Here is a 25,515-nt window from a genome sequence, read left to right on the forward strand (position 1 = left end):
CCTTCATTCTGTCGGTGTAAACAGATTAGATGATTAGGAATATCAAATGAACTAAAGCGATTATTCCCATAGGGTAGATCAATGATCTGGAGAACCCGTTTTTAAATTCATTTCGAGGATGTTTTTCGAAAAAGAAGTGTAATACGGTATGTATGATGAAAAAGATATCCAGCACCCAAAATGTAACGGTCTGATATGAGCTAAAAAGAAGAGAGAGGATGATGGTATACATTGGCAGGTGAATCCAAGTGAAATACCTATAGGCTTTATCATCTTCCATATCTTTTAACACCATAAACAATTTCCACTCGGACCGCCTGATGGCATCCATTTCGTGAAGCAGAAAGAGAGACAGGTTAAACAAAAATAAAACCAGTAAAAAGTCAGGCATGTAAAGTCTCCTTTTCCTATTCAATCTGTTCCTATCTTACTAAAGGTAATTTAATTTGGCAAAATATGAAAAAAAGATTCACGCTCCGTTCATACGTGCTTGATATGCTCTCGAAAGAAAGCGTAAGGAACAGGTATAAAAAAATATGCGGAGTGGTGGGGACAAGTCATGTCATCGTTGATAAGAAAGATTTTTGGGAAAATGATTTTACTGGTGTTATTGTTAGGCATGATATTAGGGGCAACTGGATTAGGGACCATGCCACTATCGGCAGCAGTATCCAATCCGGGATTAAATTCGGGCAAATTGGAGCAAGGAGTCGTAGCGAATCTGGAGGATTCAGATCAGTTAACGGCATTCATGGATGGGATGATGGATGTGCAAATGCGATCTTTACAGATTCCAGGCGCAGTCATTTCAATTGTGAAGGATGGGAAGATCCTGCTCTCCAAAGGGTACGGACATTCGAACATCGAAGAAAATAAACCCGTTGATCCCCAAACCAGCTTATTTCGAATTGCTTCAACAACAAAGCTGTTCACATGGACCGCCGTGATGCAATTGGTTGAGGCGGGCAAGCTTGATCTTGATACAGACGTCAACACTTATCTGAAAACGGTGAAAATACCGAAAACCTATGAGGAACCGATTACGTTGCGCCATCTCATGACCCATACCGCAGGATTCGAGGAGGGCGGTGTAGGTTACCAGATCACTACCGATCCGGGGAAACTTCCCGTCTCTATTGCTGAAACGATGGCGAAACATATGCCTGCACGGGTTAAGCCACCAGGCGAGATGCTGTCGTATTCCAATTATGGCGCTTCACTCGCGGGACTTATCGTCGAAGAAGTGAGCGGTGTTGCCTACAATGACTATATACAGAAAAATATATTTGATCCGCTGGGCATGAATTATGCTACGGTAGAGGAGCCTGTTCCAGCGTCTCTGGAACCTTATGCCGCCCTTGGATACGCCCGAGCTAACGGCGAGTTTGTAACCAAACGGCCAACGTATGAGGGAGGATTTCGTCCTGCGGGATCAGCGAGCGTGTCGGCGAACGATATGGCTCATTTTATGATTGCCCATCTTCAAGACGGGCGATATGAAGATAAACAAATGCTCAAGCCGGAAACAGCCAAACTCATGCATTCTCCGGCATTCCAGTTTGATGAACGTTTACCCGCCATGGATCTGGGCTTTTACGAGTTGAATATGAATGGGCTGCGTGTGATCTCTCATGGAGGGGCCGATGAGCTGTTTAATACAGCGCTTTATCTTGTACCGAACAAAAAAGTGGGCATCTTTGTTTCCTATAGTGGAGGGGAAGGCGGAACGGCAGCAGAAGGGTTGGCGCAAGCCTTTTTTGACCGATACTATCCTGTACATGCAACTGAGCAGCCTAATGAAGCTTCTATTGAATTCGGGGAGTCTCTGGAAAAATATGCAGGCTCTTATCAATTTACACGCCGTAATCACACGAAGATCGATAAGTTTTTCAGTTTTCTGACTCAAATCAATATTGAGTTTTCGGATAACCGACTGTTTATTGGAAGTGGTGCAGATCAGCAAGTGTATACTCCGATTGGCGTGAATTTATTCCAGGAGGTCGGAGGGACACATCAGATGGGGTTCCGCACCGATGCAGAGGGCAAGGTCACGTATCTGTTTCTGGATATATTAAACCCAATGCCGCTGGAACCTGCACCGTTAATGAACCAATCGAAGTTCTGGCTCCTCTTGCTCGGCATTTCGGTTGTTCTGTTCATCACTGTATTGCATGGATTTGTTTATCGCAGACGCGAAATCAGAGTGATGCCAAAAGCGCAGAAATGGGCAGTACGGTTGTCAGCTATTACATCTATATGGGGACTATTAACCTTGGGCGCAACACTTCTCGTGTTGAACATGAATCTGATTGATCGGCTTAGCCATATTCCACTATCTTTACGTCTCTATCTGTTTATGCCGGTTATCCTTGTAGGGTTGACTGCGGCAATATTCATCATGAGCGTCCTGGCATGGAAAAACCAATATTGGACGTTACTGAAGCGTGTGCATTATACGTTCGTAATGGTAGCAGCGGTGATCTTGAGTTTATTTTTCTATCTTTGGAACCTGCTGGGCTGGCATTTTGGTTGAAGACTTCCTCCCAAGTGGAAGAAACAAGATAGATATCGGAGGCATACATTTGATATGACCAAAATCCTAGTTGTGGATGACGATGTGCATATTCGTGAGCTGATTACCTTGTTTTTGCGGAATGAAGGATTCGAGATTGTGGTAGCTAAGGACGGAGCGGAAGCACTGGAGATCGTGGGGAAATCCCCAATCGATCTGGTTATCCTTGATATTATGATGCCGCGATTGGATGGTTGGGAATTATGCAGGGAGATCCGGCGTATGGATCTGAATATGCCATTGCTAATGGTCACGGTAAAAGGGGAATCGGCCCAGAAAGTAAAGGGATTTCAGTTGGGAACAGATGATTATTTAACGAAGCCCTTTGATCCACTAGAGCTTGTAATGCGAGTAAAAGCTTTGCTGAAACGTTACCTGATTGTCTCCTCCCAGACCATTCAACTAGGGGGCATTATGCTGAATCGACGCAGCTTTCAAGTGATTCGTGGAGAAGAAACAATCAATTTGCCTTTAAAAGAATTTGAATTGCTGTTCATGCTGGCAAACCAGCCTGGGCAGATTTTTACCCGAGAACAGTTAATCATCAAGATCTGGGGGAGTGATTACGAAGGGGATGACCGGACAGTTGATGTTCACATCAAGCGACTAAGGGAAAAATTCGCTGGTGATGCACACCATTTTCAGATTGAAACGGCTCGTAGTCTGGGCTACCGGTTAGTCATCACATGATCAAAACCTTATATGCTCGTATTATTTGCACGTTTCTGGTCGTCATTGTTTTCAGCTTGCTGACCTCTTTCTTCATGGGGATATTCCTCTTCAAAAAAGAAGTAAATCATATCGGTCAGAATGACATGATTTCTGTAGGGGAGGAACTGATCCGTCTATATGAGCAAACGCAACCTGAAGACAGGGATGCTTTCATCAAAAGTATGGTTAAAGTGTCCACCTATCCCATTCATCTATATGACGTTTCGGGTAACGTAACCTTTTATGACCTAGACCATACAGAGACCGTTGAAATTGCACCAGAAGTGGTTCAAATGGTGTTGCAGGGTCAGGTCTATCGTTCTCCCGGAGAAGTGGAGCAGACGTTCATCGGTCTTCCTTTTCCATACAAAGGGGAACCACAAGCCATGTTTATGCAGTATTCTCCGCAGAATGAAAATATCATTAATCGGATGGTTTTGCTGGTATTATTGCTTGCACTGTTGATCGGAAGTTTGTGTATCCTTATTGCTGCAAGGTATTTGGTGAAGCCGATTCAGGTGTTGACGCGGGCAACCAAACGACTGGCGAAGGGTGATTTTAATGTGGAAATCCAAACAAAGCGCGTGGACGAAATGGGAGCATTGACGCAGAGTTTTAATGAAATGGCGAGTGAGCTTAAACAGCTGGAACAGATGAGACAGGATTTTGTTTCCAATGTATCTCACGAGATTCAAACGCCGCTGACCTCTATTTCCGGTTTTGCCATGGCGTTGAAAAACAGCAGCCTGGTTGCGGAGGCCGATCGTAACTATTACCTCGATATCATTATTACGGAGAGTGGACGACTATCCAGACTAAGTGATAATCTGCTGGAGCTTGCGTCTCTGGATTCTGATCATCATCCGTTCGAGACAACCACCTATAATCTTGATGAGCAAATCAGGCAAGTGGTGGTGACTTGCGAGCCTCAATGGTCAGCCAAAGGCATTCCAATTCACTTAGAATTGGCGGACGGTATCAAAATAAGGGCAGATCAGGACCAGCTTAACCAAGTGTGGATGAATTTACTAGGCAACAGCATTAAGTTTACTCCCGTGGGTGGGCGTATCGAAATACGCACGAGCCAGTCGGTAGATGGAATCTTTTTCACGATAACCGATTCGGGCATTGGAATAGCGCCGGAGCAGCTGGATTATGTTTTCGAACGGTTTTATAAAACAGACCTGTCACGCGATCGTAGCATTAGTGGTAACGGTCTGGGCCTCGCCATCGTCAAAAAAATCGTGATGCTTCATCACGGAACTGTTGAAATGAAAAGTCAGGTGGGCGTGGGGACAACGGTGATGGTTCATTTGCCTTCCGGATGATTACAAAAATGGATGTTGAGCTGCCAAAGATATTTTTCTGGTAGCTCTTTTTTGTGAGTTTTCAGATTCGTTTATCATCACGAGTTATCAGGGTAGGATTGATTACGCAACAGTTCTGGCAAAGCATGTAGCACTTGCATACGTTCCAGCGCACCCTCCATATTCCAATGCTGCCCTACGTGATACACTTTGCCGTTACACACCGCAGGAAGATCACGCCAATAGGGGCTTTCCATCCAACTCACGTCGCGCTCATAAGAAGTAGGGTCAGTGACGTCCCCATCTCTAGTTGCAGAAATCATAAAAATACGATCCCCTACATAACGCTCAAAATCGCTTTCCTCGATCTTAACAAAAGCCTCGCCTTGCTCTATTAATGTCGCTACTTCATGAGGAGGTCTGAATCCATTGGCATGGTACAGTGTGTTTGTGAGACCTTGAGAGGCCATGACATAGAGATTTCCATCATTTCCGTCCACAAGAACTGTGGCACTTTCGCCGTGTTCAAATGCACCTTTACACACATTCCACATGTATTCAGCCATGGCTTCATAGCGGATCAGCCAACGTTCCGCTTCTTTTTCTTTGCCGAAAATTTGGCCTAAGGTCCGCAAGCGGCTATCCAATGTTTGCTCACGATCCAACACAATGGTTGGAGCAATGGTATTCATTTCATCCAGAGAAATGCCATAGTAGTTGGCGACGAGAATAAGATCGGGCTTCAGCTTTCGAATCTCCTCAGGCTTGGGGGGAAAGCTGATTTCAGTTGTGTTTTGCATTGGAGCGGTATCGATGAATTGGCCTAATAGACTCTTGGGACTACCGACTGGGAACAAATCCAGGGCCATCAAGTCACTTGTTGTATTGCGATCCAGATATACGATACGTGATTTGTCCTTGGGGAGTTCTAATAGCCTTCCTGTAGAGTCACGGAAAAGAATGTCCTTGTCCCTGTCGCTTTGCTTATACATCGCTGCATACTCTCTAGGAGGCAACCCGGTCTTCTGACGAAAACGTCTGACAAAGTAATAATGATCATTGAATCCAACCTGATGGGCGATGGACTCAATGGTCTCTTCTGTCTGCAAAAGCAATTCCTTGGCTCGATTCAAACGAATCTCGGTTAGATATTCAATCGGGGTTTTGTCTGTCAGTGAGCGAAACAGCTCATTGTATTGCCATAAGGAGACCCCGGATATATCGGATAGTTCCTGCACTTTAATTTTCTCGGCGTAGTGTTCCTGCAAATAGATAAGGGTGCGTTTAACGGCATCTCTGGCATTTTCCAAAGAGGGAGCTTTCGTATTCTGCTCAGAGAGAGACAGCATCAGCATATGGAACATAGGTTGATAGGCATTGCTTTCTGCTTTGTTGATATAGGGGCGTTGACGAGTCATATCCTGAATAATGGTGTGCACGCTGGAATAGGAACGATCGGATCGCAACGTACTTCCATCAAAGGCAGGAATTGTGTCAAACCAGACGGACGAAGCCTGAACTTTAATTACATGAAAAGAAAACATATAGACAGCGAACGGCTCATGATCCTGCCTGGTTAGTACAATGTTGCCTCCGGGTCGAATATAAAAACACTGTTCTTCAATGGCAGTAAGGGGCTCTTCCCCCAGATCCAACCTGAAGTTTCCCGAAACGACAATGAGGAGACGATGCTCTTGCGAAGGCAGTATGCTGACGGGTTCCTCCATAAAATCAATCTCGCTAAGCGAATAGATTCCATGTACCTGATCGGTATGTAATAGAAGCTTCATGCCACAATCCCCTTACTAATTGATAACAATTCTCATGGAATAGCATAGTGTAAATACGCTCTTTTTTCAACCAATTGATAGGCGAGATAGAACATAACTTGGTGTTACACCTGCTAAGTATTGTCTGAAAAGCCCTGGAATTGTCCATTGATGCGCCTATACGGGATCGTTACTATAGGTAGAAGATAGTGATAATGATTATCACTAAAACAGAGTGAATGGGGAGAACGTCATGTATAGTGTGAAACGATGGGGATGGTCTATTGGTGTGGTTCTGGTGCTGAGTATCGGCCTGAGTGCTTGCAGTAGCAATGAAGGTGCGTCGGTAAATGACGGAACAACGCAGCAGACAACCGTCAAAGAAAAGGAAGCCGCTGCGGAGAAACCGGAAACCAAAGATTACGTGGATTATCTGGGACGTAAGGTAGAGATTCCAACTGATCCACAGAGGATCGTCTATTATGATAATAAAACCTTCGGGGACATGCTGGTACTTGGAGCAGATGCAGTCGGTCAGGATAGCCGATTCGAATCAATATATCAGGATCAAGTCAAGGACATTGAAGATCTTGGTGCGCCGTTGAATCTGGAAAAGCTGGTTGAGCTTGAGCCAGATCTGATCATCACAGGTCTTCACGCTCAAGGGGAGGAGTTGGATCAGATTGCGAAAGTGGCGCCGACGGTCGGAATCGACGTAGATGCTCCATTGGAGCAGCGCCTGCCTATACTTGGTCTCCTGGTGAATAAGGAGGCAGAGGCACAGCAGTGGCTGGTCGATTATGATGCGAAATCGGAGCAAGCCTGGAATGCGTTCAAACAGAGTGCAAACATCGGTCCGGATGAGACGGCAACGATATTTTTAAACACAAATCGTACGCTGTATGTTATGACGACAGGGCTGGCTGCAGACTTATACTCACCTTATGGACTGGATATACCGGATGAGGTGAACAAGGTAACGATTGATGAAGAAATGCCATGGGCTCAAATATCACTTGAGAGTCTGCCATCATTTACCGGGGATCACGTATTCCTGATGGCAGCTGGGGCAGGGGAAGATTCCGCTGAGAATGACGAACTGATGAAGTCAGCGATATGGAAGGACCTTCCTGCGGTTAAGAACGGTCATGTGTATGTGGTGGAGCAAAAGTGGAATAAACGTGATGCCTACACGATGCATGAATTTTTGAATGAACTGCCTGCCATGATGAAGCAGCAATAGTTCGGTAATAAGTAGTAGAGTTGAGAGAGCCTCCTGTTGAAGGGGGTTCTTTTTGTACTTTTTGTACTATCGTTCTACTCCACACTTTGAAATGGGCTCAGCTTGTACAATCAGACTTCACCTTATCTGACTGCCATATTCATTAAGCGGTTATCCTATACCTATATGTGTAGTGAATCCGTTTCCTCACATTCCTTGTTGTATTTCTGCGGCACATCTCGTACAATTTGGTGAAGTAATTCTGCATTGCGTTAATGTGAATGTGAAAATTAAAAATTACATCAGGAAGCTGTACACAAGAAAAGGGGAGAATCGTTTGGAATCAAAGCAACTATCTAGAGGGCTAAAGCCCCGCCATGTAGAGCTGATTGCACTCGGAGGTACAATCGGCGTTGGTTTGTTCATGGGATCGGCGAGTACGATCAAATGGGCAGGGCCATCCGTGTTGCTGGCCTATTTACTGGCCGGTATCGTTATCTTTTTTGTCATGCGTATTATGGGTGAAATGTTGATTCAGGAGCCGGTCACGGGTTCGTTTGCAACATTTGCTCACAAATATATTAGTCCGCTTGCCGGATTTCTGACCGCCTGGAGCTACTGGTTCCTATGGGTTACGGTGGGTATGGCGGAAGTTACGGCGATTGGTATCTATGTCGGGTATTGGTTCCCGGATATTCCACAGTGGCTGCCTGCACTTGCTGGGGTGCTCATCATTGCGGCGGCAAATCTGGCGGCTGTGAAGTTCTATGGAGAATTTGAATTCTGGTTTGCGATGATCAAAGTGACGGCTATTGTGGCGATGATCGTGATCGGAACAGGACTCATTTTCTTCGGCTGGGGGAATGGGGGTCAGGCCATTGGTCTGTCGAATCTGTTCAGCCATGGTGGCTTCTTCCCTGGGGGCATCAAAGGTTTCCTCTTCGCGCTGTGTATCGTAACGGCTGCGTATCAAGGGGTGGAGATGGTCGGTATTACAGCAGGCGAAGCGGAGAATCCGAAATACACCTTGCGTAAAGCGATCAAAAATATCGTGTGGCGTATTCTTATTTTCTACGTTGGCGCCATATTTGTTATCGTAACCCTGTACCCTTGGAACGAAGTGGGCGAGACGGGCAGCCCGTTTGTGCTCACCTTTGCCAAAGTTGGTATTGTTGCTGCAGCGGGGATCATTAACTTTGTGGTGCTCACGGCGGCCATGTCGGGATGTAACAGCGGGATCTACAGTGCGGGACGGATGTTATACACACTGGCTGAGAATGGGCAGGCACCTGCCTTTTTCAAAAAGCTGTCCAAAGGCGGGGTTCCCCGCAACAGTATCGTCATCACAATCTCCTTGCTGTTGATTGGGGTTGTGCTGAACTACCTGATGCCGGACTCCAAGCTGTTCCTGTACATCTACAGTGCAAGTGTTCTTCCGGGTATGGTTCCATGGTTCGCCCTGGCGTTCAGCCAGTTCCGATTCAGAAAGCGTTGGGGCAACGAGATGGCAGATCATAACTTCAAGTCCAAATGGTTCCCGATCAGCAATTACATTATCATCGTGTATCTGATCCTCGTCATTATCGGTATGGCGTTTAACCCGGATACGCGCTTACCCTTGATTGTTGGAGCTACGTTCATGGCCATCGTGGTGGCTGGATATTTCGCATTTGGCATCGGAAAAAGACAACGGGTAGATGGCGGCGAAGATCGCTAGTATCGTATTCCAAAGTCAATTTATAACGTAATTTCATACGTGCATTCCTTGAATACAATGGAAAACCTGCGGGTGATTCAGCGTCATTCAGGGAGTGCATTTTTTTATCCGCAAAATTCATGCTTGAATCTCCTGTAACTGGAGGTTTTAAGATTGGAGTTATAAAGATTGCACTAAAGCCTATTTACACTTGCCACTTCGATGACAGAACAACCTTCTGATCGCTGTTATCCCCTGATTTTTTGATTCAATTTTACAAAGGTGAAAATCTGGGGATAAAGGCGGGGTGTATGCTTCCGAAGTAGCTTTCTTTCAGAAAGCTTTTAGCATCCGCTTCTTCAGGTTATTTCTGTCCTCTACGTTCTCGTGTAAATGTTTAGTTCAATCTATATAATAGCTGCTGCGCAATAATATCATTCCGATGTAATCCGTGGCAGGATGGGAGGCTTTAAGTATATGAGGACAGTAGAATGGATTTATCTTATTTTTAACCTGCTTATGTTCGTGGGGGTAATCGGGATCGGGAGACAGAGTCAACATTTTCGGAAAATGGTATGGGGTGGATTCGTCATATCGGGTGTGCTGTTGATCATCCATGGTGTGGTCGAAGGACTACGTTGGCCGATGATTCCGGCGTATCTGCTCACGTTGGTTCCACTGGTTGTGTTATTTACAAAGGCAAGACGCCAGCAACAGTCAGGTGTAACCTCGCTGAACAGCAAAGGTTCCGGGGCATCTGCTTCGAAATCACCTGTGGCGGGGAAATTCGGACGTGTTCGAATCATCGCAACGTCTTTCCTGGTGTTGCTATACGCTGTTGTGAGCATTGGCTTGCCGCTGCTGTTCCCGGTGTTTTCGTTTGCCAAGCCAGCAGGTCCTTATGGAATCGGAACAGTATCCTACGACTGGACAGATAACAGCCGTGAGGAGTTGCTGACGAGTTCTGTCGGTGATCAACGGGAGCTGATGGTACAGATCTGGTACCCAACGAATCCAGATGTACAGGGCGCAACAGCTCCTTATGTTAATAAGCCGGAGATCTACGGGACAGCCTTCAATGAAGTGCTGAAACTGCCAAAGCTTTTATTTTCCAGTCTGAGTCAGGTCAAAACACATGCGATACAGGAAGCTCAGTTGTCTGATGCCGAAGCCAAGTATCCGGTTGTTCTTTTCTCTCATGGTCTGCATGGGTATGAAAATCAGAATACGTTCCAGGTCGAGCAGCTGGTCAGTCAAGGTTACATTGTTGTAGGCATTAATCACACGTACAGCAGTCTGGTATCCGTATTCCCGGATGGACGTGTGGCGCAATTTGAATCCGAAGGAAAAGAAGGCTTTGAACAGCTGCAATTCAGTTACATGGACAAGTTGAATGAGACATGGGTGAAGGATGCACAGTTTGTACTGGATGAGGTAGAGAAGTTGGCTGCGGGAGATCCGAGTGGACGCTTTACAGGACATATGGATCTGGACAACATCGGCATGTTTGGGCATTCATTTGGCGGAGCAACGACAGTACAGATGTTAATGGATGATCCACGTGTGAAAGCAGGCATGAATATGGATGGCGTATTGTTTGGCGAGAAACGTATCCCTGCGGAAGGCGTGGGCAAGCCGTTCCTGATGATGAGTGCAGACTCAACCGTTGCAGGTACAAGTGTGATGAGTGACGAAGAGATTGCTGCGATGGGCACGACCCGTCCGGAAGCCGAGAAATATTACGAGGAAGTGTATGAGCGCTATGAGCCGGTAACCGCAGGAGGTAACTTCTGGATGGAGCTGACCAACACCAAACATCTGAGTTTCTCCGACCTCTACCTGATCTCTCCACTGCTCGAATGGACACAGGGTGTAGAAGCGCGGGGGACACAACAGTTGGTCAACGATACAACGATTGATTTCTTCAACCACTACTTGAAAGGGCAACCGCTCCATATGGACAAGGAAGTGGGAGAACATGAATCCTATTCGTTGAAAAAAGGCTAAACGTATAAATGGAAGGAGACTGAAGTTCAGTCTTCTTCCATTTGTTTTAATCGTAACCGCATGCCCTCCTGCAACAAGTTAATGCCATCTACAATCTGGCTCCATTCGGGATTCATCACCTTGCATAGCTTGTTAAAACGCAGAATGCGATCCGTCACAGAGTCCAGCATATATCGGGCCTGTTTGCGAAAAAATACTTCTGGTGCTTCCGCATGCTCGACACTTGCATACATCAACACAAAGTCCCACACCATGCTTTGCACAGCAGGGCTATCGATTGCCCAACGTTTGTCCAGCGCTTCGGTAGTGCGAATGCGAATAGCCTCCATTTTTTTCACCTAGACGTCCGCTTCGACTTGTGGCTGATTCGCCATAATGAAGAATGGAACCTCCAGCCGAGCCAGATCAGCCCAATAGGCCGGATCATTGATCAGTTCCTGAATTTCCTTCCAAGCCAGTGTTTGCTGAGCCGTCAGTTTGGTATCTTTCATCATGTATTTATCAAAAAAGTGCAGAAACGACACTCTCCACTCCTGCGGAATGCTGTCCAGCAGATGGGATTCATCCACCTTGGCAGCAACGAATTGTTTCCGACTGCTCGCATGGGCCGTTAGGGATTCAACCAGACTGGAGATGTAGGTAAGAGACTGTTCCGAATGCAGTGAAGTGTCTTCTTCATGCTGCTTCGCTTGCTGCAAAATGGAGAGCATGGAATTCATCGTGCCGATCTGGGTTTCCAAGGCTTCAATCTGTAGATCCAGTGCCTGTGCTACCGCCAGTTCACCCGACATGAGCTTTCGAATATCCGGTATGCTGAAATTCAGATAACGTAGTGTTGTAATGAGTTCGAGTTGCCACAGGTCTTGCATTGTATAGAGTCGATGCCCGCCTTCCGTATGATTGGAGGGTTGTAACAGTTCAATCTCATCGTAATAACGGATCGTTTTCACCGTGGAGCCGATCAGTTTGGCTGCTTCACCGATGGAATAGGGTTCTTTATTTGCATTCAACGAGATCACCTCATGATTCATTATACAACCTCCAGTTAGGGAAGATTCAATGTGTGACAGTTGTCTGGGAATCCGGTTAGCTTAGTTTAAATTCCACCCAACTCGGTTACAAAGGAAAGAGTGCAACATTTATGAAAATTAAATTCACAACAAATAAAAAAATACGTTTATACGATGGATATCGTGTAAATAACCAAGGAGGAAATTGAACATGGCTAATCAAGACCAGCACACCATGCAAGATCCAACGACCCAATATCCGAAGGCTACACCGGAGTGGAAACAGCAACAGGATGAGCCGGGGCTTCAGCGTGAGATGACACCTGTTCCCGATGCGGGTGAGAAAAGTTATAAAGGCAGCGGACGTTTAACAGGACGCAAAGCAGTTGTGACAGGGGCCGACAGCGGAATTGGTCGGGCGGCAGCGATTGCGTTTGCCCGTGAAGGTGCAGATGTTGTTCTGGCCTATCTGCCGGAAGAGGAAGCAGATGCGCAGGAAGTTGTGAAGCTGATTGAGGAAGCCGGTCGCAAAGCAATTACGATGCCAGGTGACCTGAAGGATGAGAAATACTGTGAAGAACTCATTGAATCTGCGGTAAAAGAGCTTGGCGGGATTGATATCCTTGCTAACGTGGCAGGCAAACAGCAGTTTGTTGAGCAGATTGCGGATCTGACCACCGAGCAGTTCGATGCAACGTTCAAAACAAATGTCTATTCCATGTTCTGGCTCTGCAAAGCAGCTGTGAAACACATGAAGCCGGGCAGCTCCATTATCAACACATCATCGATTCAGGCATACAAACCTTCGCCAATCCTGCTGGATTATGCGACAACGAAGGCATCCATTAACACGTTCAGCAAAGCGCTGGCGCAACAGGTGGGTAGCAAAGGAATTCGTGTCAACGTTGTTGCACCAGGCCCGGTATGGACACCACTTCAGGTCGTGGGTGGACAACCAGTCGAGAAGCTGGCCGATTTTGGCTCCAATACACCGCTTGGTAGAGCAGGACAACCTGCCGAGATGGCTCCGGCATTTGTGTTCCTGGCAAGCCAGGAATCCAGCTATGTGAGCGGTGAGACACTGAATGCAAATGGCGGTACGGTTAGCCCGTAAATAGTTTAGGTAATCCGATCAAGGTATCAGAGGATACGGTCACCATATTGGGGGCGGTATCCTCTTTTTTGTCATTAAGATGAGAGAAATAAAATATTTTTATATATGAAAGCGTTCTTATATAAAACGGATAAGCTACATGGTAATATATTCAAGAACATGATCTTCGCTCCCAGCTCTGAGAGTGCGTTGCTTATACAATGAATCTGTTCAGAACAATACACTATGCCTAGGAATCGAAGGAGGAATTCTGTAATGGCCAAGAATGTACTTAAACTAGGTGACCCTGTCATAAGCACGTACACATCATATGGGACATTAACATCCGTTATGCACGAAGATTTATGGCCATGGATTTTCAATAACTTTATACAAATCAGGTATGCACATGGATGGGGAATTTTTTCGTTTGATTCTCATCAGTTTCTGCTAAGTACCTGTCCGGGAATTTCCTTTTACAACCTCCCACAAGAAATTGTGGTTAGCAAATGGGGAACATCACTTAAGCAAGTGATTACGGAAGCGATAGATATGGGATATTATCTATATATTTATGCAGATAGATACTATATTGCGTGTACAGACTATTATCAAAAAGAACATCTCATGCATGAATTATTGGTGTATGGGTATGACCTGGATCAAAATTTGATATACATTGCTGATAATCTTGATGATGGTAAATTCATACAAAGCGTATGTAGTCTGGATGAACTTGAGAAAGGCTACTGGACCATGTCTAATGAGTACAGTTTTTGGACAGAAGTGAGATTTCTCAAGCCTATCCAGAATATCAATTATGCAATTCATGTGGAGCAGATTATAACGGCGATGGAAAACTATCTTAACTCAAGCGAGACATATGACTTAGTGAGAGATCAGAAATACGATTTTGGAATGCAAGCCATTCAACGCATCTTTACCGACATTGAGCAGGCAGCCCTAGTTGGAGAAACATTGGATTCACGGGTCTTTCATCTTTTGTATGAACATAAGCTACTAATGGAGTTACGTTTATCTTATTTAATGGAGAAATTAATCATTGAGCCAGATGCAACTTTTATGGAATTAAGCACTGTTCTGAAACAGGACTACTTTAAATTGAGAAATATAGTTCTGAAGTACAATATAACGCGTGATACAAGTACACTCAGTAAAATAAGTGAGAGATTACAAGAGAATCTCATGAAAGAGAAAGCATTTATTTCTTCTTTTATTACCAGATTACAACAGGTTAAATCAATGGCTTGAAGTCATCTAACAATAGACAAAAAATCCCCTTTGCTTGTTAGAAAGCAAAGGGGATTCCTGTGTAACTAAGTTACTTCTGCAATGGTTTCGGGTCCAGAATGGCATAACTGCCTAGCGTGGCTAATTGTGCTGTATTCAGAAGGGCTTCATCCACTGCAGCGAGGGCTTCACCGGCAGCTGTCATCAGCTCATCAGAGTCAACAGGTGAGGCGAAACGGAGAATGACCCGGTTCTCTCCTTTTTTGAGTTCACTCTCAGCCTTGGTTTTGTACTCATTAATGGACGCGACTTCGAGACCATTCTGTACATAATAATCATTGGCACCGCTATCGCCATTAAACATCGCGAGCTCGGAATCAAGCCAGTAATCTTGATCCGCTATCGTTTTCTGACTTGCAGCAGTCTCATCATTGGCATTGTACAGGAAATACGGGATGCCGGAGTTCGTCAGGTTGTTGGTGGCATCTACATGGAACCATTCTTTCCCGATTTTGACCTTGTTCCATGCATGTGGAACGCCGCTGGAAGCGCCCGTTACAACGATACTTTCCAATCCCGAGAGATCGGAGAGCAATTTGTAAACGGAAGCATAGCTGGCACATACCCCAACTCCTTTGACCAGAATACCGTATGTGGTAAACGAGTCATTAAACTGTGGATCGACATTTTTGAAGTTGTTCTGCTCCGCATTCTCCAGCGCAGCATCGTCATACTTCGCGTTATCGTTCAGATAATCGTAGATGGCTTTACGTTTCTCGTCTTCGTTGATGCCATCCTTGATAATGGAAGCTACAACTTCGTTTGCTTTGGCAATAATCTCATCTTGCTTCTTCTGGATACCACCAGCCGATTCATTGTAATAAATGGAAAGGGTAAGTGTACCATAGTTGTATTCGAAACCTTCCACACCAAGAATCAATGGATTCTGGTACATCACTTTCAGGACAACATCTGAGAGTGTCGTGAAATTTTGAGCTTCGGGGAAAGCCTTTAACGAAATTTTATCTTGTGCCGCAATCATGTTTTTGGCTAAAACTTCTTCCAACGCGGAATCTGCATTAATCATTGCATCGCCTGTAGCAGGCTGAGGCACAGTTTCCTGATTACCCTGTTCTACATTTTCCTGTGTATTCGATTTCTGCTCATCTACCAGGTTATCTTCATCAGCTTCAGGAGCAGGAGCAGGTGTTTCATTGGAAGCTTCTTCAGAAGCCATATCTGAAGAATTATCAGAAGTATCATCGGAAGCCTCAGTAGATAGAGGATCAGTTGCATCTTCTGAAGTCTCAGTATCGGTTGTGGACTCTGTAGTTGAAGTTTCCGAAGCCGGTGCTTCTTCTGTTTCCGTTGCAGACTCAGGTGCATCATGATTGTTGATGATCGTTGGCACATCAGGTGCAGGGACGTAAGGTGTGTTATTCTTTGGTTCCACCAGACCGTTGCTGGACTCGGCTACGGTTTGCTGAGTGAGTCTGTCCAGGTCTGCTTGGGTCACATTTTCTACACGTACGTAACTTTTCAGAGCTGTTCCTTTAATGTGAAAAGGAATATTTGTTTCATTGAACTCTGAAATCTCTACGCTTTTGGTATCATAGACAATGGTTTCACGGGCTAGAGATCCGTCATTGTACTCAACTGTTGCTTTCTGAGGAAGTACATCTATATTCTTTAATTTCTCCATATACAATTGTTCTTTCAAAGCTGTTGGTAACTGGGAAGCAAGCGGAGCTGTAGGGACACCTCTGCTAAAATTGGATTCTTTGCCTCCACCGATTGCAGTGACGTAATATTCTCCTCGTAAACCATGGTTCTGATGAGAAGTTATCAGTTCCTTATAAGTGCCGAGCCCGCCTTTTCCATCTTTCATAAAATCATTGAAAGACGTTTCTGTCGTTACCGCAATATCTAAAGGCAGACTATTACTGAAAGCGTCCTCTGCGCCAGTTAGAGGTACATTTGTATCGAAATTGGTTAGGTCAGAACGTTCATAAATTTTATATTCGGTTGCACCCTCAACCTTGTCCCAGACCAACGTTAACCGTCTGTCTTTATCAATCTCGTATCTTAGGTTGGGCACAGGCAACTCCGATTTCACTGTAAACGGAATAATGATGGGTTGATCGAGCAGGGTTAGCTTCTCGGCATCCGGATCATAATTCAGACGAATGTAATAAATGGGGGCACCGCCCCAAGAGCCTTGATCCTTGTTCTTCATGGAATCTGAGGTTAAAACGCCCCACCCAAGAGGCCTAATAGAAACGTTGTTGCCATTGGTATCGCGAAGGGCATGTACATCGCTTGCTTTGAGTGCTTTAATATCGGTATGTACACTTATAATGTCAATAGCTGACAGGTTATTCTTCCGTAAATCTGCTTTAAACTTGAACGTAAATTCTTCATCCTGAGCTACGTTGTACATCGGCATGATCGCTTGTTCCGATTCAGAGCCGTATTTCTGCTTCAAACTTAAAATGGTAGAACCTTCTACTATTTCTGTTGGATTATTTTCGGACGGACTGCTTTCCTGCTCAGTACTCTGGCATCCAGCCAGTAACAGGGTGAGCGCAAACATAATGAAAAATAGACGTTTCATGATACACCGCTTTCTTGTTTTTCTGAGTTGCTCTAATGGCTACGTTTCTACACACCGAAAGACTAACAAAATTGGTTAAAACCCATACACGAACCTCTTAACAGCCAAACCTCCTATTAATTTCCTAATATCCTTTGCTAGTTTATGGTCATATTGACGCATTGTCAAGGTGAGAGGGTAGGTTTTAAGTCCTGTAGAACAATAGAACAGTTGTAATTCTGTAGCGGGGGGACCATGTTAAAATACAAGAGTTACTACATATTTATATATATAAACGAAACATTTGAATAGGCTGGATTGGCGTATGACAGCAGAATAGATTGTCAGAACCTTTTTTGAAGAAGTCCGATCAGGCCGGAATCCTGATTATGCAAGCAGCGTCATGGCGGAACAAGTACTGGCCCATCAAGTGATATCTGAAGAAGAGGTCACAGTGACCCGAACCCCTTCCGATTATGCAGATCATGTGCGAGAAATGATCGAAGCTTACGGGGAATTTTCACTCGAAATTCAGGAGTTGCTGACGCAAGGTGATAAAGTTTATGTGCGCTGGAGACAAACGGGTACCCATATCGGCAAAGTGGACGGATACAGTCCAACCAACCTCCCGGTGATTGAAATTGCGAGTGCGGTATACCGAGTGGAAAAAGAACAAATTGCAGAGTATTGGATACAGATCGACAGGTTGGGCATCGAGAAACAATTGGAACGTAATCGGAGCTGAGTTTCTCAGCTCTTTTTTAGTTTTCAGTTCTTTGTAAGCGTTCCCGTGTTATAATGAACAAAGTTGTATACAAGTTACCTAAAACGTTTTCTGTCTTTTAACTCCATAATCTGAAAGTGAGGTTCAGTGATGATTAAAGCAACGGAAGATAATCAATATGTTGAACTAACAAGCCCGACAAGTTTACCGAAGGCATCCGGATTCCTTTGGAATGAAAAGATGATGATTCATGTGAATTGCCGGGGGTACGCGGTGGCCCAATTCATGCAGCCCGAACCTGCCAAATACTCGTACGCGCCCAACCTGGAAGCGAAGACGTTTATGCAACCGGAGCAGCCATACTATGCCCACCATCCGGGACGGTTTGTCTACATTAAAGATGAAGTAAGTGGCGAAATCTTCTCCGCCCCGTATGAACCCGTCCGTAAGCAAGCAGATAGCTATACGTTTGCTGTCGGTAAACACGATATTCATTGGAAAGTGATTCAGGACGACATTTGCATCGAGATGTCCCTGCGTTTGCCGAAGGAAGATGTCATGGAGCTGTGGCGTGTGAAGGTAACCAATCTGTCTTCGAGAAAACGCAAGCTTAGTATCTACCCGTATTATACGGTTGGCTATATGTCCTGGATGAACCAATCCGGTTCATATGTGGAAGATTTGCAGGGCATTGTCTGCTCGGCGATTACGCCGTATCAGAAATATCAGGATTATAGCAAAATCAAAAATTACAGCGACAAAACCTATCTGCTTGCAGATCACAAACCGATTACGTGGGAAGTAAATCATGAGAGCTTTGAAGGCGAAGGCGGACTTCATAATCCTTCGGCCCTTCAGTCGGAGACGCTCGCAGGTGGAGATGCACGGTACGAGACACCTGTGGCAGTATTGCAATATAGAGTCGAACTGGAAGCGGGAGCTGAGCAGGCGTATCGATTTATCTTTGGCCCGGCTCATGATGAGACAGAGATTGAGGGCATTCGTCAGCATTATTTTGTGAAGCAGAATGAGGAAGGACAGGATGGTTTCACCGCAGCCGAGCAGGAGTATGCTGGTTATATTTCGGAAGGGCAAGGAAACATCCAGATCGAGACACCGGACAGCTGGCTAGATAATGTCGTGAATCATTGGTTGCCTCGCCAGATGTACTATCATGGCAAAACCAACCGTCTGACAACCGATCCGCAGACGCGGAATTATTTGCAAGACAACATGGGCATGAGTTATATTCAGCCGCAGATTGCACGAGCTGCGTTCTTGACCGCTTTGTCTCAGCAGCATATAAGCGGCGCGATGCCAGACGGAATTATTTTGCACCCGGACGCAGAACTGAAATATATTAACCAGGTTCCTCATACTGATCACTGCATCTGGCTTCCGGTCTGTATGAAGACCTATTTGGATGAAACGAATGACTATAGCATTTTGGAGGAACAGGTTGCTTTTACAGACAGTGAACAAAAGGTTTCCGTACTGGAGCATATGAATCTTGCAATGCGCTGGTTGATCCATGAGCGTGATGCGCGTGGGTTGAACTATATCAATCAGGGTGACTGGTGTGATCCGATGAACATGGTGGGGTACAAAGGCAAAGGCGTATCCGGCTGGTTAACCATTGCGTCGGCCTATGCGTTCAATGTGTGGGCAGATATTGGTGAACAGGCAGGGCATGGCGAGGTTGCAGCGGAATTCCGTCAGGAAGCCACTCAGACCAATGCGGTAGCCAATGAGTATCTGTGGGATGGGGACTGGTATGCCCGCGGAATTACGGATGATAACGTAGTGTTTGGCGTAAGCAAAGACGTGGAAGGACGCATCTATATCAATCCTCAGAGCTGGGCACTTATGAGCGGTGCTGCGGATCAGGAGAAACAGGAGAAGTTAATCCGTGCCGTAGAGGAGCAATTGGAGACGCCATATGGTGTCGAGAAACTCGCGCCGTCTTTCACAGCGATGCGGGAAGATGTAGGTCGAGTTACGCAGAAACATCCGGGAAGTGCGGAGAATGGTGCAGTGTACAATCACGCGGCGGCGTTCTATATTTACGCGTTGTACCTGGTGGGCGAGAAGGAGAAGGCGTATCGTCTGTTGCGTAAAATGATTCCTGGCCCCGATGCCGAGGATATTCTTCAGCGGGGTCAGCTACCCGTATTTATCCCGAATTATTATCGCGGAGCCTATCGTCAATTCCCACGTACAGCTGGGCGCTCCAGTCATCTGTTCAACACCGGCACGGTGCCGTGGGTGTATCGTTGCCTGATCGACGGATTGTTTGGACTGCAAGGTCATGCACAAGGACTTCAAGTGCGGCCGCAGTTACCAGAAGATTGGAACGAGGCATCAGTTACGCGGTTGTTCCGCGGGGCTGAGCTGAATGTAAATATGAAGAAGGATGCAACTGTCCAGCAAATTGAGGTGCATGTTGACGGTCAACGGATTGCAGGCGACATCATCAAGAATATAGAGGCCGGCGTGAAATATGAGGTGCTGGTGAAGCTGCCTTTGTAGAAAAGCGCAAGGAGTAATGCTGAACGATGTGAAGAGTTTGGAAAATTACGAAGACAAATTAAAAACTGCCTTTCCTTTATAGAAGGAGGGCAGTTTTTGCTTTCAAGATGTTGTTTTGAATTGATACGTTTGTCAGACTGAATATGATGAAAGAATCCACAAGCTAAGCTTGATTAGCAAACACTCTATTCTTTGACTCTGTACCAATAGCTATAAATCTCTGAATAACCCAGCTTGGCGTAAAGTTTCAAGGCAGGTGCATTATTCGCAACCACTTGCAGGTAACTGGAGGTAGCACCTTGTTTTTTTGCCCAATGCAATAGATGCAAGATCATCTGTTCAGCAAGTCCCCGATTTCGAAAGTTAGCGTCTGTAATGATATCATACAACCCGATATAGCCACGTTCGATGACACCAAACCCACAAGCGACGACTTGCCCATCGATCAACAGCGAGATGAAACCTACCTGTGTGCGGATATTGTTCAACATAAGTTCCGTCGTTTCCCGTTGCAGATCATTCACCTGATTTAACCTGCAAAAATGATCCAGCCACGCTGTGGTCAACTGTTCGTCGATCTGTACAGCCTGGTGTGCAGGCTCTTTGATCTCTTCCAGGCTCCTGATCTGGATACGAGTCAGATCCACAACAGTATACCCTTTGTCTTGCAAAAGCTGGTCGAGATGATCCGGCTGAATAAACGGCGTGATTTTGAATATGGTACTTAACTGATTGGAGGCATAGATGCGCTCACATTCCTCAATCTTTTTATGCACATCCAGAGTGGAGTCGTAGATAGGTTGAACGGAGTTGGCACGTTTGGTATATCCTTTGGCAAAACGCAGTACCCAGCCGTCATATAATAAGGTGGACAAGGGTTGCCAGTGGTTAAGCGATAGTTCTTCAATGGTTTTATATTCTGAATCTATGGTATGTGTCATATCCAACCTCCGATTTTATAATTAAATAATAATACATAATTGTGTATAAAAATACAACACAAACATATATATCGCCGAACAGTATGCATTATAGCCGGAGATGGTATACAATTTAATTTGGTTGAATGAATAACTTCAGAAGCGGAGCGCGTTATGTTAACTATAGAATTAAATAATCACAGCATTAACTGTCATATCCAATACGGTAAACGCAAGAAAGTGTCCATCACGATGGACTTACCTTATATGGTAACAATAAAAGCACCCAATGGTACCAGTGAAGACATGATCCGGCAACTTGTAGAGCAGCATGGGGATGTGATTTTGAAGAAATCCGCACTGATGCAGCGAGCGCTTGACGGTCCTCAAGCCAAGGAATACGAAGATGAGGGCAAAGGGAAGTTCCTGCTTTTTGGCAAGGAGCATGCACTGCATGACTTAATCCCTGTAGAGGGGCTGACAGAAGAAGAGCTGCGAGCGAATCTGAAGAAGTTTTATTTTGCCGAGTGTAAACGTATGATTGGGGAGCGCATCGGACGTTATCAGCAAGAGTTGAAGGTGAAGCCGAAGTCAGTAGAGATCGTAGATTCTCCCACCAAGTGGGGCAGTTGTAGCTGGGACAAAAAGCTTACGTTCAATTATCGCCTGGCGATGGCGCCACTGGAAGTGATGGATTATGTCATCATTCATGAACTGTGCCATATTCACCACATGAATCATGATCGCTCCTTCTGGCGGCGGATCGGTAGCATCATGCCGGATTACAAAACAAAAGAAGATTACCTGATGCGAAATGGTCGGGCTATGACACTATAATTCCAGACCCAAGTTTGTACTTGATACGATAGATCCCTCCATTATTATTCGTATAATCCGCGAAGGTCCCACTGTTTGCAGTGAGCGGCTTCGCGGATTTTTTGTTATGTCTGGATCAGGAGTGGGTTACTTGAACGCCGTATTGTGTGAAAAAATGAGTAACCGCATCCATGTCCATTCGATCATCGAACAGATGCTCAGGATAATAGACGCCTGGAGACATAGGCTTGTCCGTTGGCATCAATAGTATCTTCTCGGCTTGAACCGCAGCGCCAAGTGCAGTCATATGGGTCTGACCAACTGGGTCAGAGACCGTCATCGTTCGTTCAACCTCATTCCCTTTTGCATCCAATCCTTTCAATTGAATGACCAGATGATGTGCACTCCCAGTTCCTGGATTATAGAGCAACTTTCGCCGGAATGGCTTGAAACGTTCACCGCTGATCATCTTCCATACTCCAGTTTTAACCAGTCCCGTGAGTGCATAGGTAGATACTTTACTATCGAATGCAATGCGGAAGCTGGTTGAATCAATATGACTGGTATGAGGTAATGTGACGTGATCGGGTGTATCCAATCTGTAACATGGAGTCGTATACCCGTTCGGGAAATGAACTTTGATCGGATCTGTCATGGGATAGACGAGTCGATGTGTATTGGATTCGGTTATCTGAAAAGGAATACTCATCCGGTCCATGAAGGCTGCCGAATCAGGGCCGGCCTTATCCCGCAGCGACCATAGGGCATGAATGTTTACTTCGACATGTTGCAGAGAGTTAGAAAGTATCATGGCAAAGAGTGACGCCGTTCCTGCCATCCATCCAGAGGACAGCACTACCGGAGCATGAAGCTCTTCCTGCTCTATTGTACGGATCGCTTGATTGAACACCTCAGTCCAGCGTGTTATATCGATAAGTGGAATTTTTCTCCGCACTGCCGATACCAGTAGCCGATCATCCAGATCGTTCACTGCATTAATGATTAGCGATATATTCTCTCCTGCGTGAATCAGTGGATCGTCTGCATGGGTATCAACAACAACCGTTTGGACACGATTGGATGGAAAAGGTGCTGCTTTACCCGCAGAACGGCCTCCCAGTACCAATTCCAGATCAGGATGCCTGTCATGCAAAATGCGGGCAAGCTGTGCACCTACAGCACCATAACCTCCAGCGATAAGAACTCTTTTTCTAATCATTCTATATACCTCCGTTGATATGTTTATGTACTTATATGTTTAAACTATTGAACATATAAGAGTGAAGAAAAGGAATGCAGTACACCAGCGCGGTATGCGCTAGCTCTGACATTCCACTTCCACGAGATGAACGAGCTGTTTGAGTAATTCGATCGCATCGTTGAACTCCAGCTTGTAATACATCTCTGTACCTTTTTTCTGAACCGATAACAGCCCGGATTGACGCAATATTTTCAAGTGATGAGAGACCGTAGGGCGTGACATGGGGACATGCTCTGCAATCTGTGATACGTTCATGCTCTCTTGATCAATGAGCAGCGATATGATTCGCTGGCGAACGGGGTCTCCCAAACCTTGAAGATAAGGACTTAGATTCTCGAAAATATCAATAACTTTTTGGTTACCCATCGACTCGTTCATGGCTCACTCCGTTATAATGTTTAATTGTTTAAACATATTATAAGGCTTAGTTCACTTAAAAATCAAATTTAACATTCCAAGTTGCAGGAAAATAGCTGTTCCGCTTGTCCATTTGAAGTACAATATAAACAAATATGCCCGTACCACGAATCCATTGATGTATCCGTGGTGGAAGGAGTCCAAGATGGCTGAGAGTAACCATTATTCGGTGCTGGTAGATGAATATATCTCAGAATTTGCACCTGATGTACAGGTGAGATTACAGGCAATAAGACAGATTATTCGTGAAGCGGCTCCGAACGCCGAAGAGAAGATCAGTTACCAGATGCCTACGTATGCACAGCATGGGAATTTGGTTCATTTTGCCGCTTACCAGCATCATATTGGGTTTTACCCTGCTCCCAGGGGAATTCAAGCTTTCCAGGAGGAACTCTCCAAGTATAAAGGGGGAAAGGGGTCTGTCCAGTTTCCGCTGGATCAGCCATTGCCCGAGGATCTCATTCGCCGGATTGTGGAGTATCGAGTGAAAGAAAATGTGGAAAAAGCTCGGGAGAAGAAGCAGAAGAAGTGATAAATGGTAAAAACGGATCTCACAGCTCAGTTGGGCAAGATTGAAGCGGTTATCGCTGATTTTGAACAGCAACATGAGCCAATCATATACATGAAACATGTAGATTACGATCAGGAGGCTTCTTCACTGTTCTATAAAAATGCTGCGAACCTGGAAATTATAATGGGTACGGGTCAGTATCCCGTTATGGAGAAAAGCAAACCAAGTGCCTTCAGCAATCCGGAGCTAAGAACTTGGCTACAAGAGCATCAAGTAGAACATGTATTTATTGTTGGATTCAACATGGAATATTGTTGTCTGTTTACGGCAATTACAGCGGAACACGAAGGGTTTAAGGTAACCTTGATTGAGGACGCAACAGGTTCGGTGAACACAGCGGAGACGTATGAGATGCCGGGTCTGGATATTCAGGATTTTGTCGGTTCGATTTTGAATTGGTCGAATTGTATTGAAGTTTTATATGTGGATGAGTATAAAGAAGTGTATCGTATCTAGCGTGGTTTACATGTGACGCCGGAGATTTGAGTATGGTATAATAAGAGCAGATTAGACGTAAAATGCAAAGAGAGCCGTGCTGGTAACACGACTCCTCCGAGCAATAGCCGCTTTTAAGGGCGGTGGGCTTCGCTTAGAAAGATGATCAACAATAGACCGCATCCTTTTGCGAGGGGAGCGGTCTATTTGTGTGTATTGGACAGAATAAGGCATTCCTTGTCAACATCACAGTGTGCATTTTAGTTTGGAGGAGAATTCGTATGATCAAGGTTCATTTATCTCGTATTATGGGTGAGAAAAGAATTAATATTGCTGATTTATCCCGACTAACCGGATTACATAGAAATGGGATTGCCAAATTATATAATGAAGAAACCGATGGTGTGAAGTTCGATACGCTGAATCGAATATGTGAGGCTTTGGATTGTGAGGTCCAGGATATCATTGAGTTTATCAAGGACGAGAAGTGATCTTCAACAATTAGCTTAAGGCACTGTACTTCTCAAAAAATGGACATATAGACCGTTACCTTATCGAAGGGACGGTCTTTTTCTGTTTTTGTACACATACTGATCTGCGCCGACTGCAAG

At 45.2% G+C, this 25,515-nt stretch carries 22 protein-coding genes; 14 read left to right on the forward strand and 8 right to left on the reverse strand.

What is annotated here, in order from left to right; genetic code table 11:
- Positions 1-25 precede the first annotated feature (25 nt).
- Positions 26-391 carry a DUF6713 family protein gene (locus tag NSQ20_RS04365; RefSeq protein ID WP_340031913.1) on the reverse strand — a complete coding sequence of 122 codons (366 nt, stop codon included), beginning with the start codon at positions 389-391 and terminating at the stop codon, positions 26-28.
- A gap of 168 nt (positions 392-559) precedes the next feature.
- On the opposite strand from NSQ20_RS04365, the gene NSQ20_RS04370 reads away from it, so the two are divergent.
- The 3 genes from NSQ20_RS04370 to NSQ20_RS04380 are packed head-to-tail and all read left to right on the forward strand — an operon-like array spanning position 560 to position 4,611.
- Positions 560-2,533: a serine hydrolase domain-containing protein gene (locus tag NSQ20_RS04370; RefSeq protein WP_340031915.1), complete on the forward strand. Its 1,974-nt coding sequence runs from the start codon at positions 560-562 to the stop codon at positions 2,531-2,533.
- 54 nt (positions 2,534-2,587) lie between these two features.
- Complete coding sequence (locus tag NSQ20_RS04375) at positions 2,588-3,262, forward strand: response regulator transcription factor (protein WP_036605998.1); 675 nt, start codon at positions 2,588-2,590, stop codon at positions 3,260-3,262.
- Positions 3,259-4,611: an ATP-binding protein gene (locus NSQ20_RS04380; RefSeq protein ID WP_340031916.1), complete on the forward strand. Its 1,353-nt coding sequence runs from the start codon at positions 3,259-3,261 to the stop codon at positions 4,609-4,611. The genes NSQ20_RS04375 and NSQ20_RS04380 overlap by 4 nt, the downstream gene beginning before the upstream one ends.
- Before the next feature lie 77 nt (positions 4,612-4,688).
- Here the strand turns inward: NSQ20_RS04380 and NSQ20_RS04385 are convergent, their stop codons facing one another.
- Positions 4,689-6,380, reverse strand: coding sequence for a helix-turn-helix domain-containing protein (locus NSQ20_RS04385; protein WP_340031917.1), 1,692 nt, complete (start codon positions 6,378-6,380; stop codon positions 4,689-4,691).
- Positions 6,381-6,612: 232 nt separating this feature from the next.
- On the opposite strand from NSQ20_RS04385, the gene NSQ20_RS04390 reads away from it, so the two are divergent.
- From NSQ20_RS04390 to NSQ20_RS04400, 3 genes are all read left to right on the forward strand, one after another.
- Entirely contained in the window at positions 6,613-7,602 is a 990-nt protein-coding gene (locus NSQ20_RS04390; RefSeq protein ID WP_340031918.1) for an ABC transporter substrate-binding protein, read from the forward strand.
- A 316-nt stretch (positions 7,603-7,918) separates the two neighbouring features.
- Positions 7,919-9,298 (forward strand): amino acid permease, encoded by a 1,380-nt coding sequence (locus NSQ20_RS04395; protein WP_169482379.1) that lies wholly within the window; start codon positions 7,919-7,921, stop codon positions 9,296-9,298.
- Positions 9,299-9,754: 456 nt separating this feature from the next.
- Positions 9,755-11,284, forward strand: coding sequence for an acetylhydrolase (locus NSQ20_RS04400; protein ID WP_340031919.1), 1,530 nt, complete (start codon positions 9,755-9,757; stop codon positions 11,282-11,284).
- 26 nt (positions 11,285-11,310) lie between these two features.
- Here the strand turns inward: NSQ20_RS04400 and NSQ20_RS04405 are convergent, their stop codons facing one another.
- A complete protein-coding gene (locus tag NSQ20_RS04405; RefSeq protein ID WP_340031920.1) occupies positions 11,311-11,622 on the reverse strand; it encodes a hypothetical protein in 312 nt (103 codons plus the stop codon).
- Positions 11,623-12,315, reverse strand: a complete 693-nt coding sequence (locus tag NSQ20_RS04410) for a MerR family transcriptional regulator (RefSeq protein WP_340031921.1) — start codon at positions 12,313-12,315, stop codon at positions 11,623-11,625.
- Between the two features lie 190 nt (positions 12,316-12,505).
- Here NSQ20_RS04410 and NSQ20_RS04415 point away from each other — a divergent pair, with 190 nt between their 5' ends.
- On the forward strand, positions 12,506-13,408 hold the full coding sequence (locus NSQ20_RS04415) for an SDR family oxidoreductase (protein ID WP_017690578.1): 903 nt from the start codon (positions 12,506-12,508) through the stop codon (positions 13,406-13,408).
- 255 nt (positions 13,409-13,663) lie between these two features.
- Positions 13,664-14,659 (forward strand): hypothetical protein, encoded by a 996-nt coding sequence (locus NSQ20_RS04420; protein WP_340031922.1) that lies wholly within the window; start codon positions 13,664-13,666, stop codon positions 14,657-14,659.
- Positions 14,660-14,729: 70 nt separating this feature from the next.
- Here the strand turns inward: NSQ20_RS04420 and NSQ20_RS04425 are convergent, their stop codons facing one another.
- Positions 14,730-17,252, reverse strand: a complete 2,523-nt coding sequence (locus NSQ20_RS04425) for a transglutaminase domain-containing protein (RefSeq protein ID WP_340031923.1) — start codon at positions 17,250-17,252, stop codon at positions 14,730-14,732.
- A 319-nt stretch (positions 17,253-17,571) separates the two neighbouring features.
- On the opposite strand from NSQ20_RS04425, the gene NSQ20_RS04430 reads away from it, so the two are divergent.
- On the forward strand, positions 17,572-17,976 hold the full coding sequence (locus NSQ20_RS04430; RefSeq protein WP_340032990.1) for an ester cyclase: 405 nt from the start codon (positions 17,572-17,574) through the stop codon (positions 17,974-17,976).
- A gap of 129 nt (positions 17,977-18,105) precedes the next feature.
- Positions 18,106-20,484 carry an NdvB protein gene (locus NSQ20_RS04435; protein WP_340031924.1) on the forward strand — a complete coding sequence of 793 codons (2,379 nt, stop codon included), beginning with the start codon at positions 18,106-18,108 and terminating at the stop codon, positions 20,482-20,484.
- 185 nt (positions 20,485-20,669) lie between these two features.
- Here the strand turns inward: NSQ20_RS04435 and NSQ20_RS04440 are convergent, their stop codons facing one another.
- Entirely contained in the window at positions 20,670-21,425 is a 756-nt protein-coding gene (locus NSQ20_RS04440; RefSeq protein WP_340031925.1) for a GNAT family N-acetyltransferase, read from the reverse strand.
- Positions 21,426-21,578: 153 nt separating this feature from the next.
- Here NSQ20_RS04440 and NSQ20_RS04445 point away from each other — a divergent pair, with 153 nt between their 5' ends.
- Positions 21,579-22,241 (forward strand): SprT family zinc-dependent metalloprotease, encoded by a 663-nt coding sequence (locus tag NSQ20_RS04445; RefSeq protein WP_036605988.1) that lies wholly within the window; start codon positions 21,579-21,581, stop codon positions 22,239-22,241.
- A gap of 115 nt (positions 22,242-22,356) precedes the next feature.
- Here NSQ20_RS04445 and NSQ20_RS04450 read toward each other — a convergent pair whose 3' ends face one another.
- The gene (locus NSQ20_RS04450; protein WP_340031926.1) at positions 22,357-23,439 is read right to left on the reverse strand and encodes a saccharopine dehydrogenase; all 1,083 of its coding nucleotides are present in this window, start codon (positions 23,437-23,439) and stop codon (positions 22,357-22,359) included.
- Positions 23,440-23,538: 99 nt separating this feature from the next.
- Positions 23,539-23,859 (reverse strand): metalloregulator ArsR/SmtB family transcription factor, encoded by a 321-nt coding sequence (locus tag NSQ20_RS04455; protein WP_017690570.1) that lies wholly within the window; start codon positions 23,857-23,859, stop codon positions 23,539-23,541.
- Positions 23,860-24,043: 184 nt separating this feature from the next.
- Here NSQ20_RS04455 and NSQ20_RS04460 point away from each other — a divergent pair, with 184 nt between their 5' ends.
- The 3 genes from NSQ20_RS04460 (at position 24,044) to NSQ20_RS04470 (ending at position 25,395) form a co-directional block, all read left to right on the forward strand.
- Entirely contained in the window at positions 24,044-24,430 is a 387-nt protein-coding gene (locus NSQ20_RS04460) for a DUF1801 domain-containing protein (protein ID WP_340031927.1), read from the forward strand.
- 3 nt (positions 24,431-24,433) lie between these two features.
- Positions 24,434-24,925, forward strand: coding sequence for an isochorismatase family protein (locus NSQ20_RS04465; RefSeq protein ID WP_340031928.1), 492 nt, complete (start codon positions 24,434-24,436; stop codon positions 24,923-24,925).
- A gap of 260 nt (positions 24,926-25,185) precedes the next feature.
- Positions 25,186-25,395 (forward strand): helix-turn-helix transcriptional regulator, encoded by a 210-nt coding sequence (locus tag NSQ20_RS04470; protein ID WP_340031929.1) that lies wholly within the window; start codon positions 25,186-25,188, stop codon positions 25,393-25,395.
- The last annotated feature ends 120 nt before the right edge of the window (positions 25,396-25,515 follow it).

This window comes from Paenibacillus sp. FSL K6-1122 (assembly GCF_037977015.1).
Lineage (GTDB): Bacteria > Bacillota > Bacilli > Paenibacillales > Paenibacillaceae > Paenibacillus > Paenibacillus amylolyticus.

Bases quoted from the DNA above. Each gene is read 5' to 3' on its own strand.
- NSQ20_RS04400 (WP_340031919.1), top strand. From the start codon at position 9,755: ATGAGGACAGTAGAATGGATTTATCTTATTTTTAACCTGCTTATGTTC.
- NSQ20_RS04455 (WP_017690570.1), bottom strand. From the start codon at position 23,859: ATGAACGAGTCGATGGGTAACCAAAAAGTTATTGATATTTTCGAGAAT.
- NSQ20_RS04415 (WP_017690578.1), top strand. From the start codon at position 12,506: ATGGCTAATCAAGACCAGCACACCATGCAAGATCCAACGACCCAATAT.
- NSQ20_RS04380 (WP_340031916.1), top strand. From the start codon at position 3,259: ATGATCAAAACCTTATATGCTCGTATTATTTGCACGTTTCTGGTCGTC.
- NSQ20_RS04425 (WP_340031923.1), bottom strand. From the start codon at position 17,252: ATGAAACGTCTATTTTTCATTATGTTTGCGCTCACCCTGTTACTGGCT.
- NSQ20_RS04365 (WP_340031913.1), bottom strand. From the start codon at position 391: ATGCCTGACTTTTTACTGGTTTTATTTTTGTTTAACCTGTCTCTCTTT.
- NSQ20_RS04410 (WP_340031921.1), bottom strand. From the start codon at position 12,315: ATGAATCATGAGGTGATCTCGTTGAATGCAAATAAAGAACCCTATTCC.
- NSQ20_RS04465 (WP_340031928.1), top strand. From the start codon at position 24,434: ATGGTAAAAACGGATCTCACAGCTCAGTTGGGCAAGATTGAAGCGGTT.
- NSQ20_RS04370 (WP_340031915.1), top strand. From the start codon at position 560: ATGTCATCGTTGATAAGAAAGATTTTTGGGAAAATGATTTTACTGGTG.
- NSQ20_RS04390 (WP_340031918.1), top strand. From the start codon at position 6,613: ATGTATAGTGTGAAACGATGGGGATGGTCTATTGGTGTGGTTCTGGTG.
- NSQ20_RS04440 (WP_340031925.1), bottom strand. From the start codon at position 21,425: ATGACACATACCATAGATTCAGAATATAAAACCATTGAAGAACTATCG.
- NSQ20_RS04375 (WP_036605998.1), top strand. From the start codon at position 2,588: ATGACCAAAATCCTAGTTGTGGATGACGATGTGCATATTCGTGAGCTG.
- NSQ20_RS04445 (WP_036605988.1), top strand. From the start codon at position 21,579: ATGTTAACTATAGAATTAAATAATCACAGCATTAACTGTCATATCCAA.
- NSQ20_RS04435 (WP_340031924.1), top strand. From the start codon at position 18,106: ATGATTAAAGCAACGGAAGATAATCAATATGTTGAACTAACAAGCCCG.
- NSQ20_RS04420 (WP_340031922.1), top strand. From the start codon at position 13,664: ATGGCCAAGAATGTACTTAAACTAGGTGACCCTGTCATAAGCACGTAC.
- NSQ20_RS04460 (WP_340031927.1), top strand. From the start codon at position 24,044: ATGGCTGAGAGTAACCATTATTCGGTGCTGGTAGATGAATATATCTCA.
- NSQ20_RS04470 (WP_340031929.1), top strand. From the start codon at position 25,186: ATGATCAAGGTTCATTTATCTCGTATTATGGGTGAGAAAAGAATTAAT.
- NSQ20_RS04450 (WP_340031926.1), bottom strand. From the start codon at position 23,439: ATGATTAGAAAAAGAGTTCTTATCGCTGGAGGTTATGGTGCTGTAGGT.
- NSQ20_RS04385 (WP_340031917.1), bottom strand. From the start codon at position 6,380: ATGAAGCTTCTATTACATACCGATCAGGTACATGGAATCTATTCGCTT.